Raw genomic sequence first — 15,483 nt, forward strand, 5'->3', positions numbered from 1 at the left:
CGTTTGATGGACAGGCGGATAGAGGTGCGTTGAGCGTGTGGGCTGGAGAGTGGGGTACATGGTGAGCCTGGGCGATCAGTTCGTCGACGCGCAGACGTCGAATGGGATTGTTCGGCAGGTGAGGTCCGACTCCGTCAAGAGGCGCCCGAAGGATCGCAAGGCTCAGATCGCGGCAGCTGCGGCAATCGCGTTCAGTGAGCGCGGATATCCTGCTGTCAGTGTCGATGACATCGCGTCGGCGGTGGGTATTTCGGGTTCGGCGCTGTATCGGCACTTTCCGAACAAGTACGCGATGTTCCGTCACGCGGCACTGGAGTTGACCGAAGCGCTCGGTAGTGCGCTCGACGACGTCTCCGTTGCCCCAGCAGTGACCGATGCGGGGCGATTGCGCGAAGATCTGATTGCAGTGATACGAACGACAATTCGCAATCGGCGCACGGCCGGAATCTATCGTTGGGAGAGCCGGTTTCTCGATGCTGCCGATCGGAAATCCGTTCGAGCACAGGCCGACGCGGTCAATCGTCGAGTGGCCCGAAATCTTTCGCGCTCCGATCCGGTGATGACGGCGCGGGACGAGACCCTTGTCGTGGTAGCGATGTTCAGCGTGATCGGCAGCATCACCGTCCATAATCTGTTGCTACCTCAGCGGGCGATGGAACAGGTTCTGCTCGACGCGTGCCTGGCGATAGATCAAGGTGAGGGTGCAACCACCGCAAGCCGCTTGGAGCAGTCCTCGCTGCCTAGGACCGTGACCACGAACAAACGTGAACGTCTCTTACAGGAAGCGGTGCGGCTCTTCGACTCTCGCGGATATCACGACGTCAGCATCGAAGAGATCGCCGCGGCCGCCGGCTTGAATGCTTCCGGTATGTACCGCTACTTTCCCAGCAAGGCCGAGCTTCTCGGCGCCGTGTTCTATCGAGCTGCAGATCGCTTGGACTTGGCGACGGCAGCGGTCTTCGATTCCGCGACGTCGCACGAAGAAATACTCCGGGCACTGGCGGCGATGTACGTGGAGTTGTCGTTTGCACAGCACGAATTGATGTCGGTCTACTTTTCCGAGATGAACAACCTTCTGCCGAGTCATCGAAGCGATCTGAAGAATCGCCAGAAGCTTTACGTGGTCGAATGGGCGCGAGTTCTCCGCGAAATCCGTCCGGAGCTTTCGGCGGTAGAGGCGAAGTTCGTTGTTCATGCTGCGCTCAACCTGGTTCCGGATGTCGGACGCATGGTGAAGTTCGACGGGGCCGCAGAAAATGCGACCAGACTGCAGATGTTCATGTCGGCAGTTCTGTTCGGCTGTCACACTTCGCCCTCCTGAAACGTGTCGGAGGGTGTGCGTACTCTGACCCGCTATGAGCGAAGTCGTGTCTCCGGCAGCTGCCCGTCGCATAGCGCTTGCCGCTCAAGGATTCGGCAGATCGCACCCCACAACGGTGACGCGTCGCAATCTGGTCAGCGTGATGGACCGGCTGCAGGTGCTGCAGATCGACTCGGTCAATGTCTTCGAACGCAGCCACTACCTGCCGGTTTACGCTCGGCTGGGCGCGTACGACAAATCCAGGCTCGATCAGCTCGCCTTCGCCCCCGGCTCGGGGTACCTCGAATACTGGGGCCACGAGGCTACGTTCCTACCGGTGGACATGTGGCCGCTGTTCCGCTGGCGGATGGACCAGTTTCGCGCCAAGGCGTTGAGCGACAAGGGAGGATGGGCTTCCGATCGAAGTGTCTTCCTCGATTGGTTGCGGCAGGAGTTGCGCGACAACGGTCCGATGGCGGCGAGCGAGATCGAACACGGAGCGAACACACGACGGGGTCCGTGGTGGGGGTGGTCCGACGTGAAAGTCGGCCTCGAGACGCTGTTCCGTTGGGGCGAGGTGGTGTCGGCAGGTCGAGCCGGCTTCGAGCGTCGTTACGGCCTGGCCGAGCAGATGCTTGCACCCGAGATACTCGACGCACGGGTCGAGCGGTCGGAGGCGATACGCGAGCTGGTGGTGCGGGGAGTGCGGGCGCATGGTCTTGGCACACTCGACGACATCGCCGACTACTTTCGTCTGCCCAGCGCAGAAGCACGAACGGCATTGCAGGAACTCGAAGATGCCGGCAGTGTGCGCCGGGTGTCCGTCGACGGCTGGGAGCGTCGAGGCAAGGCAAGGGAGGTGTGGATCGATCCGCGAGCGAAGCGTCCCAGGTCCATTCGTGCGGAAGCGCTGTTGTCACCCTTCGACCCGGTAGTGTGGGCACGCGATCGAGCGTTGCGGCTCTTCGACTTTCACTACCGGATCGAGATCTACACTCCGGCGCACAAGCGAGTTCACGGATACTACGTGCTCCCGGTCTTGATCGACGACAAAATCTGTGCCCGAGTCGATCTCAAGAACGACCGTCAGAACGCTCGACTGCTTGTCCGCGCGGCATGGGCCGAACCCACCGCGGACGCAGAGACTGCGCCGCGGTTAGCGGAACTCCTTCGCAGAACTGCGCATTGGCAGGGCTGCGACACCGTTGAGGTGGAGAACAAAGGTACGTTGTCTCAGGAGTTGGCCGCCGCTATGACGTGAGCCTTCAGGGTCGCGAGGACGATTGTCATTCGGGAACTGTTATGCGTCCGTCTGTCGCTGCCTGATTGATGGAATTTCTCAATGCGGAACAACTTCCGGATCGAATTCTCGGCGGTGCAGCATCGTCGCGGTACTCCAAACATGCGGTGCGCGAATCTGATCGCCACTGGGTCGAAGTGTGATGCCAGCTGTTCTTCTCCACGAGGACGTATGTTCCGCACCGCTCGCAGTCCAGCGGCTCCATGGTCATTGCGGCGCTCCTGCTGCGGCTTTGCGTGCAAGGTTGTCCGCAACTTCTTGGTGCCACACTTCGGTGGGCTTGCTTGTGTCGAACTCGAATTCGAAGCGGTCGACCATGTCCGGGGTGATGGCGGCGACGTCCACGTAGAACTGTTCGTACCAACGGCGCAGTTGGTAGACCGGGCCGTCCTCGCTGCACAGCAGAGGATTGTCGATGCGAGTCTTGTTCTTCCACACTTCGATGTCCTGCTCGAATCCGACGCCGATATATCCGATCATTGCGTCGACAAGTTGAACCGCGAACTCGGCGGGCATCTCCTCGGACTTCTGGACGGTAATGCCGTACATGAGTACGAATTTGTTCGGGCTCACCGGGTAGTGGCAGTTGATCAGCACAGAATCGGTCGTGAAGTTCTCGTAGATGTAGCGCAAGTCGTCGATCATGAACGACGGTCCGTGGTAGGCCGCTGTCGAAAGATTCGACACCAACTTCGGTACGTCGGGGTCGGTCCAGGTCACGATGTCGTCGCGGTTGATGCCGCTCTGCTCCTGGATGGCGACGTGTCCTTCGAAGACGTTCTTGAAATAGGTGGGGAACGAGAAGTGCACGTAGAAGAAATGCGCCATGTCGACGACGTTGTCGACGATTTCTCGGCAGTTCGTATCGATGACTATCGACTTCCACACCCAATCGGTCCACTCGTGCTCCGCAGACTTGATGATCGGTATGGCGACTTCGGCAGGAGGCGGATTGCCTTCGGGGTCGTGCCAGACGAAGAGCAGTCCGTCTTGTTCGAGCGCAGTCCAAGCGCGGGTCTTGGCAAGCGGGGGGACACGTCGGGCATAAGGAATCGCGGTGCACTTACCGTTGCCTCCCCACCTCCAGTCGTGGAAGGGACACGCGATCGAATCGCCCTTGACCGTGCCCTGACTCAGGTCGCCGCCCATGTGACGGCAGTACGCGTCGAGGATCTTCAGTTCGCCATGCGAGTCGGAGAAGACGACCAGTTTGGTACCGAAAGCTTCGACGGAATGGGGGTTCCCGTCGCTGTAGTCCTTGGCGAGGCCGAGGCAGTGCCATCCGCGGGCAAATCGAGTGGGAGGTTCTCCCTGGTCGATGATGCGAACCTCTTCCGATTCATTGACATCCGCAATTGTCATGTTCTTCCTTTCGTGAGTGCACCCGGTGGGCTGGACCGAGCGACGTTGTACGACAGTCGAAGGGGTGTAAATCTTTGGGCAAGTCACATACGTTGCGACGAGATGTTGCCGCCGTCGACAACCAATTCCGTTGCGGTGATGTAACTTGCTTCGTCGGACAGCAGGAAGCGGACAGCGTGTGCGATTTCCTCCGGGCGACCGAGCCTGCCGAGGAGGATGCGTCGTTCGAATGCCCCGTCGCCCAATGCGTCTACGGTCGGCTGAAGCATAGGGGTCAGAATCTGTCCGGGCGAGACGCAGTTGATCCGAATGCCGTCCGGGCCCAGTCGGTCCGCAAGCGATCGGACCATCGACAACATCCCACCCTTTGCAGCGGAGTAGACAGGGTTGATTGCATTGCCCAAAGTTGCGTTGATCGAAGCGATTCCGACTATTGCCGAACCGGGATTGGCCGTGAAATCAGGCATCAACTGTTGAACCAACAGGATGAGCGGACGTAGATGGGTGTTGATACCCATCTCCCACACGTCGAGCGTCACTCCTTCGAGGGATCCGGTATCGACAACCCCGGCGGAATGAACAAGTCCGCCGATGGAGGAAAGTGAGGAACGGGTTGTGGCCAATGCGGCCGCGTAGTCGTCCGCTCTCGTGAGATCGATTCCCACTCCGATGGCGTCGATGCCGAATTCGGAGGAGATCACTGCTGCCTGATCGACCGCTTTTGCCTCGTCGATATCCCAGAGAGCGACTGGTCGTCGGATCGCCGCGAGCGCGCGGGCGGAGGCCAATCCGATTCCGGATGCGCCGCCGGTGATGATCACGCCTGTCGACGGGGATGAAGCATTCATGTGTCCTCCTGATTTTGGAGCGTTCTGCTCGGCGCCGCATGATCCGATGGGCTCCGGTCATCACTGTGACGAGGGATGGATTCGGGCTCAACGAACATGACCGATCATCGGTATCGATGCTGGTGAAAGCCCATGCAGATGCATCTCCCGCTGCGTGGGAAACGTACTGGCGTCGTGAGTCCACGGAAGCTCAGATGGGCGGAACGAATGTTGGCTGCCGAAGCGGCGGGCCACCGGAACGGAGACATCGATGTTGGTCGGACCGATCACCGAAGAGTCCATCCCCATGTCAACTCTCGATAGACTGTCGGTGGTGGTGGACTGCTTTCGTGACGCGCCTCGGCTGACATTGGGGGAGGTGGCGCGCCGAACCGGGATTCCGCGATCGTCCGTGCACCGGATGCTACTGAAACTCGTGAGGATGAACTGGCTTCGCCGCGAAGGACTCGAGTACGAGATAGGCGACAAGCTAGGAGATCTGGGCGCGCTCTCGCTGTATCGAAACAAAGTGGATCGAGTGGTTACGCCCCTACTTCAGCAGCTGCATCTCGTGACTGGACATGCTGTGCACCTTGGGGTTTTGGAAGGGAACCATGTGCGCTACATCCAGAAAATCGGGAGCCAGATGGTCCCCGACCTTCAGACTCGTGTCGGCTCACGCATCCCTGCGCAATCGTCGACCATCGGGAAATCACTGTTGAGCGCTGGGCACAGACCGGTGGCGTCGCTGCAAAACACCAATGACGTTCGCCAACAAGCTGTTGCGTTCGGAATCTGCAATTCCGGGATGGGTTGTATCGGCGCGCGAATCGGGGTGCTCGATCACTTGCAGGTGGGTCTCTCGATCTGTGGGCCGCTGATTCGCGGGACGATAGACAAGAGGAACTCCGCTCCCGTGCAGATGGCGGCGGTGGCGATCTCCCAGTTTTTCGGAGTGATCGACGGGTTCGGACAGGAGAAGACGGGATAGTCCGACAAACGCAAAGAGTGCGCCTCCCCCCACTACGCGTAAAGCGCAGTGGGGGAGACGCACTCGGATAGAGCTGTGTCAGCGAAGAGCCGCAAGCGCGTCGATACGCCCCGCGGCACCCTCCATGATGCTTTCGATCAGTTCCTTGCAGCTGGGCAGATCGTTGATCATGCCGACAACCTGACCCGAAGCAAGAACACCGGCTTCCGTGTTGCCCTCGACCAGTCCGGCCTTGAGCAACATCGGGGTGTTGGCTGCCATGATGATCTGCATCAGCGTGCGGTCACCCGACCGCTTCATCGCGAGACCGTCCTTGGCGAGGGTCGACCACTTCATGCCCGTCATGGCCTTGAACTTCGTGGCATTCTTGGCCGCGGCGATCAAACCAGTTGCATAGCTGGAACCTTCGAGGCTGTTGACCAGGTCGGTGTTGAGCACACGATGAGGCATGCCGTCGACCTTGCGGGAGACAGTCGTATCCGTCAGTCCGCGCTTGAGATACTCCTGTTTGACGGAATCGGGCACCGAAGAGTCGCTGGTGAGAAGGAATCGCGTTCCCATCGCGACACCGGCAGCGCCGTACGCCAGTGCGGCAGCCAGCCCGCGGCCGTCGAAGAATCCGCCACCGGCGATGACCGGAATATCGACCGCGTCGAGAACCGAGGGGAGAAGCAATGTTGTTGCCACACCGCCGGTGTGACCACCACCTTCGCCGCCCTGGACGATGACGGCGTCCGCGCCCCAGGATGCAACCTTGACCGCATGCTTCGCGGCGCCGATCGAGGGCACGACGACGATGCCGTGATCCTTGAGCTTGGTGATCAGTTCCTTCTTGGGAGCCAAGGCAAACGACGCGACCTTGACGCCCTCACGGATGAGCAGGTCGGCGCGTTGCGGCGCGTCGGTGGCGTCGGCACGCATGTTGACGCCGAACGGCTTGTCCGTGAGCTGCTTCGTCTTCTTGATCGCGTGCTCGAGCTCGTCGTACGTCATCGTGGCCGAAGCCAGGATGCCGAGACCACCGGCGTTAGCCGTTGCCGACGTGAGAGCGGGACCGGAAACCCAGCCCATACCCGTCTGCACGATCGGGTACTCGACACCGACCAGTTCGGTCAGTGCGGTCTTCAGGGTGGGGGTCATGCCGAGACCTCACGGTCCCGGAGGTTGCGCGGGTCGAGGGTCTCGCGGATGAGGTGGAGTTCTTCGGCGGTGGGGTCACGGGTGATGCCGGCCTCGGCGAGTCCGGCAACCTCGAACGAGGTGTTCTCGGCAACCTCTTCCGCTGTGACGCCGGGGTGAAGACTCAACGCGCGGAACGTGTTTCCCGGACCACCGAAATCGAAGACACCGAGGTTGGTGACGACGCGGGGGATGTTCAGGTATTTGTATGCAGGGTTCTCGGGATCGATCTGGTCGTAGCCGACGCCGCACACCACGTCGACCTTGTCGACGAACACTCGCTTGGAGTGCTTGGGGACGAAGTAGCTCGTCGCATGGTTGATGGTGTTACCCGGGGCGCCGCGCACACCGAACATCTGACGCGTCGGCTGCTGAAGCGGGCCGAAAGCGGAGAGGTTCTGGTTGCCGTGGCGATCGAGCTGATTGGCGCCCATCACCACGTGGCGACGACCGGAAGCGACGACGTCGAACACCTTGCGGAAAGGCATCCAACCTTCGACGGGGCCCTTCGTTCCGACTGCCGGAGTGTCCTCGAGGATGAGGGCTTCACCGTCGGTGATGAGCAGGTCGGGTTCGGTGGTGAGCCGAGCCAGGCGAGCGCCGATGGTGGACGACGTCGACATCGGGCTGGCCATGATTTCGCCTGCACCGGAGAAGATTTCAGCGCAAGCAATAACTACGTACTCTGCGCGGGTGACGGTGGATTCGCTCATTTTGCCTGCTCCCCTGCCTTTGATGAATCGGCAAACTTCTTTACTGCGGCTTGGTAGTCCTCTTCGCTGCCGGAGAGGAAGGTGTCGACGAACGTCTGCCACGACTCGGGGGTCTTGGCGGCCTCGGCGTAGTGACGCTGGAACTTCTCGTCGCGGCCGTAGCTTTCGCCGGCCAACGTGAAGTGTGCACCATTGGGTGCCTCAACGACGGCGTCGACCATCATGCGGTTGAGCAGAAGGTTCTGCAGTGGAACGGATTTGACCAGTTCCTCGGTCTCGACGATGCGCTCGACCGAGACGTAACGCTTCTCGGCGGCCATGCAGTACAGGTCGTCGAAGTACGGGTCGACGCCGTTGTAGGCGGCATTGCCGTGCTTGTCACCGAGATTGAGGTGGACGAACGACGCATCGAGATTGAGTGCGGGCATCGCGATCAAGGTCTCGGAACGACCGTCGGCCTCGGGGTACGGAGAGGTGACGGTCTTGAGCTCGTCGCCCCAGAAGTTGCGGACATCCGAACCCAGGCCGGCGCGGATCGGGAGGAAGGGAAGGCGAGCGGCAGCTGCTTCGAGGCCGCACTTGACCATGCCCTCGTCCATCTCGCGGACTTCGATCTCACCGGCGGTGCGCGCCTTGGCAAACCACGGATCGTAGAACGGCGCGGAGTCCAGGGACACGAAACCGTAGTACGCCTTCTTGACCTTGCCGGCCGAGCACAGCAGTCCGAGATCCGGTCCGCCGTAGGTGACCACGGTCAGGTCCGTGATGTCCGAACGCAGAATTGCACGCACGAAGGCCATCGGCTTGCGGCGAGATCCCCAGCCGCCCAAGCCGATCGTCATTCCGCTGCGGAGTTCGCCGACTACCTCGTCGAGCGACTTCGTCTTGTCACGCTTGCTAGCCATGTTTTTCTCAGCCTTCCTTCTGGGTTGCGTTCTCGCGCGGCTTGCCGGTGGCGACGAACTCGTCGCGGTGCTCGTCAGACACACCGAGAAGGTTGAGTTCGAAGGTGTAGCCCTGCTCGAGGCGGTAGCTGCCCTTGACGTCGACCGGGTCGATGCCGTTGATGGCTTCCTTGGCGCACCGGATGATGCGGGTGTCCTTCGCGGCGATCTTCGCGGCGATCTCGCGAGCGCACTCGTCGAGCTTCTCGCGCGGGACCACGTCGTAGACGCTGCCGAACTGCTTGAGCGTGTGTGCGTCGACGCTCTGCGCCGTGTAGTACAGCGTGCGCATCATGTGCTGCGGCACCAGGCGTGAGAGGTGAGTCGCAGCGCCGAGGGCGCCGCGGTCGACCTCGGGGAGGGAGAAGATCGCGTCGTCGGAAGCGACGATGACGTCCGCGTTGCCGACCAGTCCGATGCCGCCGCCGACGCAGAATCCGTTGACCGCCACGACGACGGGGACAGCGCAGTCGTAGACGGCGGCGAAGGCTGCGGCACAACCGCGGTTGGCGGCGACCAGCGCGTCGAATCCCTCGGTGGCCTGCATCTCCTTGATGTCGACGCCGGCGTTGAATCCGCGTCCCTCGGCTCGCAGGATCACCACGTGCGTGTTGAGATCCTTGCCCGCGTCGAGGATGGCGTCGGCAAGCTCGAACCATCCCTTGGACGGGATTGCGTTGACCGGCGCGTAGTCGATGGTGACCGTGGTGATGCCGGTTCCGTCGGAAGAGGTGCTGATGCCCATATCGGGATTCCTTACGTCTGTGTACCAAACCAAGCGATTGCTTGGTAAGTTAGCACACAAGCGGAGCCGACAAGCCCGAGCAGAGTGCAATAGGAGACAAAAATGAGTGGATTGGTCGACGGACGCGTAGTCATCATCACCGGGGCAGGTCGAGGTATCGGGCGTGCGCATGCGTTGGCGTTTGCTGCCGAGGGCGCCAAGGTCGTCGTCAACGACATCGGTGCGGGTGCCGACGGTTCCGCGACCGGCGAAAGTCCGGCCGAGCAGGTTGTCGCGGAGATCATCGCTGCGGGTGGCCAGGCAGTGGTCAACGGAGACGACGTCGCCGACTGGGCGGGTGCCGAAAATCTGATCAAGACCGCGATCGACACCTTCGGTGGTCTGGACGTGCTTGTGAACAACGCAGGCTTCCTGCGTGACCGCATGCTCGTCGGCATGAGCGAAGGTGAGTGGGACGCGGTGATCCGCGTGCACCTCAAGGGGCACTTCGCGCCTTTGCGTCACGCTGCTGCCTACTGGCGCGGCGAAGCCAAGGCCGGCAACACCGTCGACGCACGCATCATCAACACCAGTTCGGGTGCAGGACTGCAGGGTTCGATCGGTCAGGGCAACTACGCCGCGGCGAAGGCCGGCATCGCCGAGATGACCATCCAGGCCGCCGCCGAGCTCAAGAATTACGGCGTCAGCGTCAACGCGATCGCGCCTGCTGCGCGCACGCGCATGACCGTCGGTGCGGGTGGGGCGATGGCAGAAGCGATGGCAGCTCCGGAAGAGGGATTCGACGCCATGGCTCCCGAGAACATCTCGCCGCTGGTCGTCTGGCTCGGAAGCGCCGAGTCCAAGGACGTCACGGGCCGAGTATTCGAGGTCGAGGGCGGAAAGATCACCGTCGCGGAAGGCTGGCGTCACGGCCCGAGCGAGGACAAGGGTGACCGTTGGGACCCGAAGGAGATCGGGCCCGTCGTGGCAACGCTGTTGGAGAAGGCGGAGATTCCGACGCCGGTGTACGGGGCGTAGGGCCTTCGGCCCCGTGAGTGGTTAAGGAGTGCAGGGACTCCTCAACCACTCACAGGCGGTTTGCCGCCTACGCGGGCGCCCGAACCACCAATACAGTGCCGGGGAACTCTGCTGCGAGCTCGCGCCGCGAATGCTTCACGCAGGCGGTGCCGTAGCCCTTCTTGCGGGACTCGGGTGCAATCCAGATCGCGACGTTGACCTCTTGGCCGTCGAGTTCGCCGAACACCAGGCCGACGCTCGTCGGGCTGTCACCGGAGACGTCCTCGGCGACGAACCAGGCAGCGCTCTCGTCGTCGATGCGGCCGAGGCCACCTGTGCGCTCGGCTTCGATTCGATCCTCGCTCCACGGCTTGCCGTCTTCGTCGAGCTGCTCACCCGAGCGAATCGTGAACAGCGACTTGTCTTCTGCGCTGTCGCTGAACGGACGCAGGCTGAAGTTCTGCCCACTGCTCGCGGGGCGATCAAGCGTCGTCCATTCGAGAGTTGCATCGAGATTCTCCAGCTCGCCCTGGATGCGATCGCGTGCAGCCTTGGTGAGCGCACTGAACTTGAGGCTCAGAACTGCTTCGGCATTTGCTTCCGACGTGCCGAGGAGTTCCGCGACGGTGGTCAGTGCCTCCTGATGGTCCTTGCTGTCGACCACTGCATCCAGCACCTCGTGGCGACGCTCCAGCGCACGCACGAGTGCGGAAGTGATCTCGCGTCGGTCCAGGATTTGATCTTGAATATGCGTCGTCATATATGCGACTCCTTGCTGTGTTCGAGGCTCTGTCGAAACGCCGTGCGGACCGTACGAGTCAATAGTGCTCCAACTCGCCCGTTATGGCACGTGTTCAGCCTCCGGTGCGGCGAACGAGCCGTTCGTAGCGCTGGCGGGCGGCTTGAGTACTGCCGAGCCCGAGTCCGAAGGCAATGTCCTGCCAGGTCATGCCCCGTTCACGGGCAATTCCGAGGAACAGTGCTTCCAGCTGTTCCATTTCGGCTCGGGCCTTGGGAATGAGTGTCAACGCAGCCATGACGTCGGCGTCGTCGACTTCGGGTTCGTTCACCTCGGGTGTGTCGGTGCCGCCGGCCAGACGAGCCACGACGCGAACCGCGCCGTAGGGCTCGAGCATCTCCGGATGAGATTGCCGCGCGCGCTGGCTTCGGGTCGCGCCGTGGCGCTCGCTGATCCGAAAGAGTCCGGCGTACTCGCGATGTGCGCGTTCGCGGCCGGAATCGATCGGTCTGAACTGGTCATCGGTCATGAATCCAGGGTGGCACGAACCCGGACCGATGTAAACGTTCTGTTGTGAACAAATTGTTCAGTTTGTCAGGGGTTCGCACACGATGACGGGAAGGACGCGGTCCGTCCAGGCCTGATAGTTGTCGAAATCCGGATACATCGCCGTCAACTTCGGCCACAGCCGAGCGCGCTCGTCCTCGGTTGCGACGCGGGCTTTCATCGAGCGGATCCGAGACTTGATCTGCACCGTCACCACCGGATCCGCCTTGATGTTGTGGTACCACATCGGATTCTTCGGAAGACCACCTTGCGACGCCACCAGAATCACGTCTTCGCCGTCCTCGAGGAACAGCAATGGGCTGATTCGCTCCTCACCGGATTTGCGACCGGTAGTGGTGAGCAGGCAGATCGGCAGCCCGCGTGGGAACGCGCTGCCGACCCGCCACTTGCTACCCAGCCTCCCGTCGGTGGCGCGATACATGGCGACGTTTGCCTTCGACATCCACTTGATGATCTTGACCGTCGCCGGAGCGTCGAGTCCCTTGGGTTTGGCTGGGGGAGTAGTCATCTCAGATACGCTCGATGATGGTTCCGGTGGCCAGCGCGCCGCCGGCGCACATCGTGATCAGAGCCGTCGAGCCGTTACGACGCTCCAGTTCGTGCAGTGCGGTGGTGATCAGTCGAGAGCCCGTGCTGCCGACCGGATGGCCCAGAGCGAGGGCGCCGCCGTTGACGTTGACGTTGTCGAAGTCAGGTTCGTGGACCTGGGCCCAGGACAGTGCGACGGACGCGAATGCTTCGTTGATCTCGAACAGGTCGAGGTCGCCGATCTTCATTCCGCTCTTCTCAAGAACACGGCTGGTTGCCTGCACCGGTCCGTCGAGGTGGAACTCCGGTTCCGAGCCGACCAGTGCCTGGGCGATGATGCGGGCGCGTGGCTTCAATCCGAGTGCGCGAGCCTTGTCCTCGTCCATGAGCAGGACTGCGGCCGCACCGTCGGAGATCTGGGAAGACGTTCCGGCCGTGTGAATCCCGCCTTCGAGGACGGGCTTCAACCGGGCAAGGGACTCGGCCGTCGTATCGCGCAGGCCCTGATCGCGATTGACGAGCTTGGTCTCGCCCGTGAGGTTTCCTTCCTTGTCGACCTGGGGTGCCGAGAGTTCGAGTACCTCTCGGTCGAAACGCCCTTCCTCCCAAGCCTGCTTGGCCAGTGCCTGCGAGCGGACACCGAGAGCTTCGACGTCGTCGCGGGTCAGTCCGCGTCGGCGGGCGATGCGTTCTGCAGCCTCGAACTGGTTGGGCATGTCGATGTCCCACGTCGCCGGCCGACGCGGTCCGGCCTGGTCACCGACGTTGGCGCCGAGGGGAACCTGGCTCATCGCTTCGATGCCGCAGGCGATGCCGGCATCGATGGCGCCGGTGGCGATTAGTCCGGCGATCAGATGGTTCGCCTGCTGGGCCGAACCGCACTGGCAATCCACGGTCGTTGCGCCGGTCTGCCACGGCAGACCTGCATGCAACCAAGCAGTGCGCGTGATGTTGTTGGACTGAGCGCCGGCCTGGGTGACGCAGCCGCCGATCACTTGCTCGATCAGCAACGGGTCGATTCCCGACCGGTCGAGAACTCCCTTTTGTGCAGCTCCGAGGATCTCGGCGGCGTGCAGACCGGCGAGCCAACCTCCGCGCTTGCCGATCGGTGTACGGACAGCCTCGACGATTACTGGTGTGCCCACAGCGGGCTCCTTTCCTTGTAATGAAAAAGTAGAACAGGTTCTCTGCGGGAAGCAAGACCTGCCGACGTTTCCTTTCCTAGTAAGCAGGCTTGTGTTTCAATGAGAGTAGAACGTGTTACACATCACGGATCCCCATCACCCCTGTGATGAAAAGGCTTAGGGCAGGAGACATCAGTGGCACAGCCCGCATTCCCCGAGGGAATCGACTTCACGGACCCCGACATCTACGCGGAACGTATGCCGTTCGAGGAGTTCGCTGAACTCCGGAAGACGGCCCCCGTGTGGTGGAATCCGCAGCCCCCGGAAATCGGAGGATTCCAGGACGAGGGCTTCTGGGTGGTCACCCGTCATGAAGAGGTCAAGGAGGTCTCGCAGCGAAGCGACATCTTCTCGACCCACGAGAACACTGCGATTCCTCGCTTCGCCGACGACATCCCGCGCGAGAACGTCGAGATGCAGCGCTTCATCCTCATCAACAAGGACGCTCCGGAGCACACCAAGCTTCGCAAGCTGGTTTCGCGTGGATTCACCCCGCGAGCCATCAACAGCCTGCGCGAGGAACTGACCGAGCGCGCCGAAAAGATCGTCAAGACTGCGGCTGCCGGTGGTGCCGGAGACTTCGTGGTTCAGGTTGCGTCCGAACTTCCGCTGCAGGCAATCGCCGAGCTTCTCGGTGTGCCGCAGGAAGATCGAATGAAGCTCTTCGACTGGTCCAACCAGATGACGTCGTACGACGACCCCGAATTCGACATCGACCCGCAGGCAGCGTCGATGGAGATCCTGGGATACGCGTACCAGATGGCGGATCAGCGCAAGAAGTGTCCCGCCGATGACATCGTCACCAAGCTCATCGAAGCTGACATCGACGGAAATGAGCTCTCCCCAGAGGAATTCGGCTTCTTCGTGATCCTGCTTGCGGTCGCGGGTAACGAGACCACTCGCAATGCCATCACACACGGCATGGTTGCCTTCCTCGACAATCCCGACCAGTGGGAGCTGTACAAGAAGGAACGCCCGAAGACTGCGGCCGACGAGATCGTTCGTTGGGCCACCCCGGTGACGTCTTTCCAGCGCACCGCGCTCGAAGACACCGAACTCGGCGGACAGAAGATCAAGAAGGGCGATCGCGTCGTGATGATGTACGCGTCGGCCAACTTCGACGAAGACGTCTTCGAGAACCCCACGAAGTTCGACATCATGCGTGACCCCAATCCGCACCTCGGATTCGGCGGCACCGGTGCGCACTTCTGCATCGGCGCGAACTTGGCTCGTCTCGAAATCGATCTGATCTTCAACGCGATCGCCGATCACCTGCCCGACATCACCAGGCTCGGCGATCCGCGTCGCCTGCGCTCGGGCTGGCTCAACGGCATCAAAGAGTTTCAGGTTGATTACAAGACATCGGGATGCCCGGTCAAACACTGATCCGGACTTATACTGACCTGGTAACCGGCGAGTAGGTTCTGTGTAGCTTTTCGGGAGTTGCCTCTGCACTCTCGAACACGCAGAACTACAGTAGACGTTCCGGGGGGCCACTAGCTGGCAACCTGGAACTGCGGCGGCGTCTGCGGGATCCCTCATCTCCCGTAGGCGCCGCCGTTTGTAGTTCAATCTCCAATTCAGCCGCCGTATGGTTTGGTGATCGCTTCGAGGAAGTGGCCCGACGGGTCGAGGAAGTAGACCCCACGCCCACCGTCGTTGGTGTTGAAGCCCGTACTCGACTGGCGCGGATCGGCCCAGTGATCAAGTTTCAAGGCTTGTATGCGCTGGTAGATGCCGTCGAAGTCGTCTTCGGAGACGAGGAAGGCGTAGTGCTGAGACGCAACCTCGGCGCCGTCTTCCACCTGTGCGAAATCGAGCGTCACGCCGTGCTCGAGTTCGACGCCGAGAAAGTAGCCGGCTTCGACCGGGCCCGGTAGACCGAACATGTGAGTGAAGAACCACGCCGACTCTTGTCGGTCTTTTGCGGCGATGATGGTGTGATTGAACGAAATGGTCATGAGTGACCCCTTGCAGTACGACGCCTCCATGCCTGACGCAGTCCGTCATCGACACGCGACGTTGGGAACCAGGAAACCATTTCGAGGTTCGCGGTGCAAGTACGACAGGCTTATTCGAATACGACGAGCGCGGCCCCGGTCGATGAC

The 15,483-nt window shown here is 61.5% G+C and carries 16 protein-coding genes; 5 read left to right on the forward strand and 11 right to left on the reverse strand.

Features of this window, described 5'->3' with window-relative positions:
• Positions 1–58 precede the first annotated feature (58 nt).
• Together ACFQ6Y_RS27305 and ACFQ6Y_RS27310 are read left to right on the forward strand one after the other, a co-directional pair.
• Positions 59–1,321, forward strand: a complete 1,263-nt coding sequence (locus tag ACFQ6Y_RS27305; RefSeq protein WP_378639524.1) for a TetR/AcrR family transcriptional regulator — start codon at positions 59–61, stop codon at positions 1,319–1,321.
• Positions 1,322–1,355: 34 nt separating this feature from the next.
• Positions 1,356–2,561 carry a winged helix-turn-helix domain-containing protein gene (locus ACFQ6Y_RS27310; protein ID WP_378639527.1) on the forward strand — a complete coding sequence of 402 codons (1,206 nt, stop codon included), beginning with the start codon at positions 1,356–1,358 and terminating at the stop codon, positions 2,559–2,561.
• 246 nt (positions 2,562–2,807) lie between these two features.
• On the opposite strand, the gene ACFQ6Y_RS27315 is transcribed toward ACFQ6Y_RS27310, so the two are convergent.
• Positions 2,808–3,962 carry a Rieske 2Fe-2S domain-containing protein gene (locus ACFQ6Y_RS27315; protein ID WP_378535182.1) on the reverse strand — a complete coding sequence of 385 codons (1,155 nt, stop codon included), beginning with the start codon at positions 3,960–3,962 and terminating at the stop codon, positions 2,808–2,810.
• 83 nt (positions 3,963–4,045) lie between these two features.
• Positions 4,046–4,810, reverse strand: a complete 765-nt coding sequence (locus ACFQ6Y_RS27320; RefSeq protein WP_378546648.1) for an SDR family NAD(P)-dependent oxidoreductase — start codon at positions 4,808–4,810, stop codon at positions 4,046–4,048.
• Between the two features lie 250 nt (positions 4,811–5,060).
• On the opposite strand from ACFQ6Y_RS27320, the gene ACFQ6Y_RS27325 reads away from it, so the two are divergent.
• Positions 5,061–5,780 carry an IclR family transcriptional regulator gene (locus ACFQ6Y_RS27325; protein ID WP_378639529.1) on the forward strand — a complete coding sequence of 240 codons (720 nt, stop codon included), beginning with the start codon at positions 5,061–5,063 and terminating at the stop codon, positions 5,778–5,780.
• Between the two features lie 78 nt (positions 5,781–5,858).
• Here the strand turns inward: ACFQ6Y_RS27325 and ACFQ6Y_RS27330 are convergent, their stop codons facing one another.
• The 4 genes from ACFQ6Y_RS27330 to echA20 are packed head-to-tail and all read right to left on the reverse strand — an operon-like array spanning position 5,859 to position 9,361.
• Entirely contained in the window at positions 5,859–6,920 is a 1,062-nt protein-coding gene (locus tag ACFQ6Y_RS27330) for an NAD(P)H-dependent flavin oxidoreductase (protein ID WP_378546651.1), read from the reverse strand.
• Positions 6,917–7,672 carry a CoA-transferase subunit beta gene (locus ACFQ6Y_RS27335; protein WP_378639531.1) on the reverse strand — a complete coding sequence of 252 codons (756 nt, stop codon included), beginning with the start codon at positions 7,670–7,672 and terminating at the stop codon, positions 6,917–6,919. Before ACFQ6Y_RS27335 ends, ACFQ6Y_RS27330 begins: the two co-directional genes overlap by 4 nt.
• Positions 7,669–8,577, reverse strand: a complete 909-nt coding sequence (gene ipdA, locus ACFQ6Y_RS27340) for a cholesterol ring-cleaving hydrolase subunit IpdA (protein ID WP_378639534.1) — start codon at positions 8,575–8,577, stop codon at positions 7,669–7,671. The genes ACFQ6Y_RS27335 and ipdA overlap by 4 nt, the downstream gene beginning before the upstream one ends.
• A 7-nt stretch (positions 8,578–8,584) precedes the next feature.
• Positions 8,585–9,361, reverse strand: coding sequence for a (7aS)-7a-methyl-1,5-dioxo-2,3,5,6,7,7a-hexahydro-1H-indene-carboxyl-CoA hydrolase (echA20, locus tag ACFQ6Y_RS27345; protein ID WP_003945611.1), 777 nt, complete (start codon positions 9,359–9,361; stop codon positions 8,585–8,587).
• 102 nt (positions 9,362–9,463) lie between these two features.
• Here echA20 and ACFQ6Y_RS27350 point away from each other — a divergent pair, with 102 nt between their 5' ends.
• Positions 9,464–10,378 (forward strand): SDR family oxidoreductase, encoded by a 915-nt coding sequence (locus tag ACFQ6Y_RS27350; protein WP_378546661.1) that lies wholly within the window; start codon positions 9,464–9,466, stop codon positions 10,376–10,378.
• Positions 10,379–10,445: 67 nt separating this feature from the next.
• Here ACFQ6Y_RS27350 and ACFQ6Y_RS27355 read toward each other — a convergent pair whose 3' ends face one another.
• From ACFQ6Y_RS27355 to ACFQ6Y_RS27370, 4 genes are all read right to left on the reverse strand, one after another.
• The gene (locus tag ACFQ6Y_RS27355; protein ID WP_378448948.1) at positions 10,446–11,117 is read right to left on the reverse strand and encodes a GNAT family N-acetyltransferase; all 672 of its coding nucleotides are present in this window, start codon (positions 11,115–11,117) and stop codon (positions 10,446–10,448) included.
• A gap of 94 nt (positions 11,118–11,211) precedes the next feature.
• Entirely contained in the window at positions 11,212–11,625 is a 414-nt protein-coding gene (locus tag ACFQ6Y_RS27360) for a DNA-binding protein (RefSeq protein WP_378448949.1), read from the reverse strand.
• Positions 11,626–11,682: 57 nt separating this feature from the next.
• Positions 11,683–12,171 carry a nitroreductase family deazaflavin-dependent oxidoreductase gene (locus ACFQ6Y_RS27365; RefSeq protein WP_378639536.1) on the reverse strand — a complete coding sequence of 163 codons (489 nt, stop codon included), beginning with the start codon at positions 12,169–12,171 and terminating at the stop codon, positions 11,683–11,685.
• A gap of 1 nt (position 12,172) precedes the next feature.
• Complete coding sequence (locus ACFQ6Y_RS27370) at positions 12,173–13,336, reverse strand: steroid 3-ketoacyl-CoA thiolase (protein WP_095970996.1); 1,164 nt, start codon at positions 13,334–13,336, stop codon at positions 12,173–12,175.
• Positions 13,337–13,510: 174 nt separating this feature from the next.
• Here ACFQ6Y_RS27370 and ACFQ6Y_RS27375 point away from each other — a divergent pair, with 174 nt between their 5' ends.
• Positions 13,511–14,761: a cytochrome P450 gene (locus tag ACFQ6Y_RS27375; RefSeq protein WP_003945573.1), complete on the forward strand. Its 1,251-nt coding sequence runs from the start codon at positions 13,511–13,513 to the stop codon at positions 14,759–14,761.
• Between the two features lie 194 nt (positions 14,762–14,955).
• Here ACFQ6Y_RS27375 and ACFQ6Y_RS27380 read toward each other — a convergent pair whose 3' ends face one another.
• On the reverse strand, positions 14,956–15,336 hold the full coding sequence (locus ACFQ6Y_RS27380) for a VOC family protein (protein ID WP_378546667.1): 381 nt from the start codon (positions 15,334–15,336) through the stop codon (positions 14,956–14,958).
• Positions 15,337–15,483 lie beyond the last annotated feature (147 nt).

Origin of the sequence: Rhodococcus sp. NPDC056516 (assembly GCF_042794655.1) — a bacterium.
In the GTDB taxonomy this organism is placed as follows: domain Bacteria; phylum Actinomycetota; class Actinomycetes; order Mycobacteriales; family Mycobacteriaceae; genus Rhodococcus_F.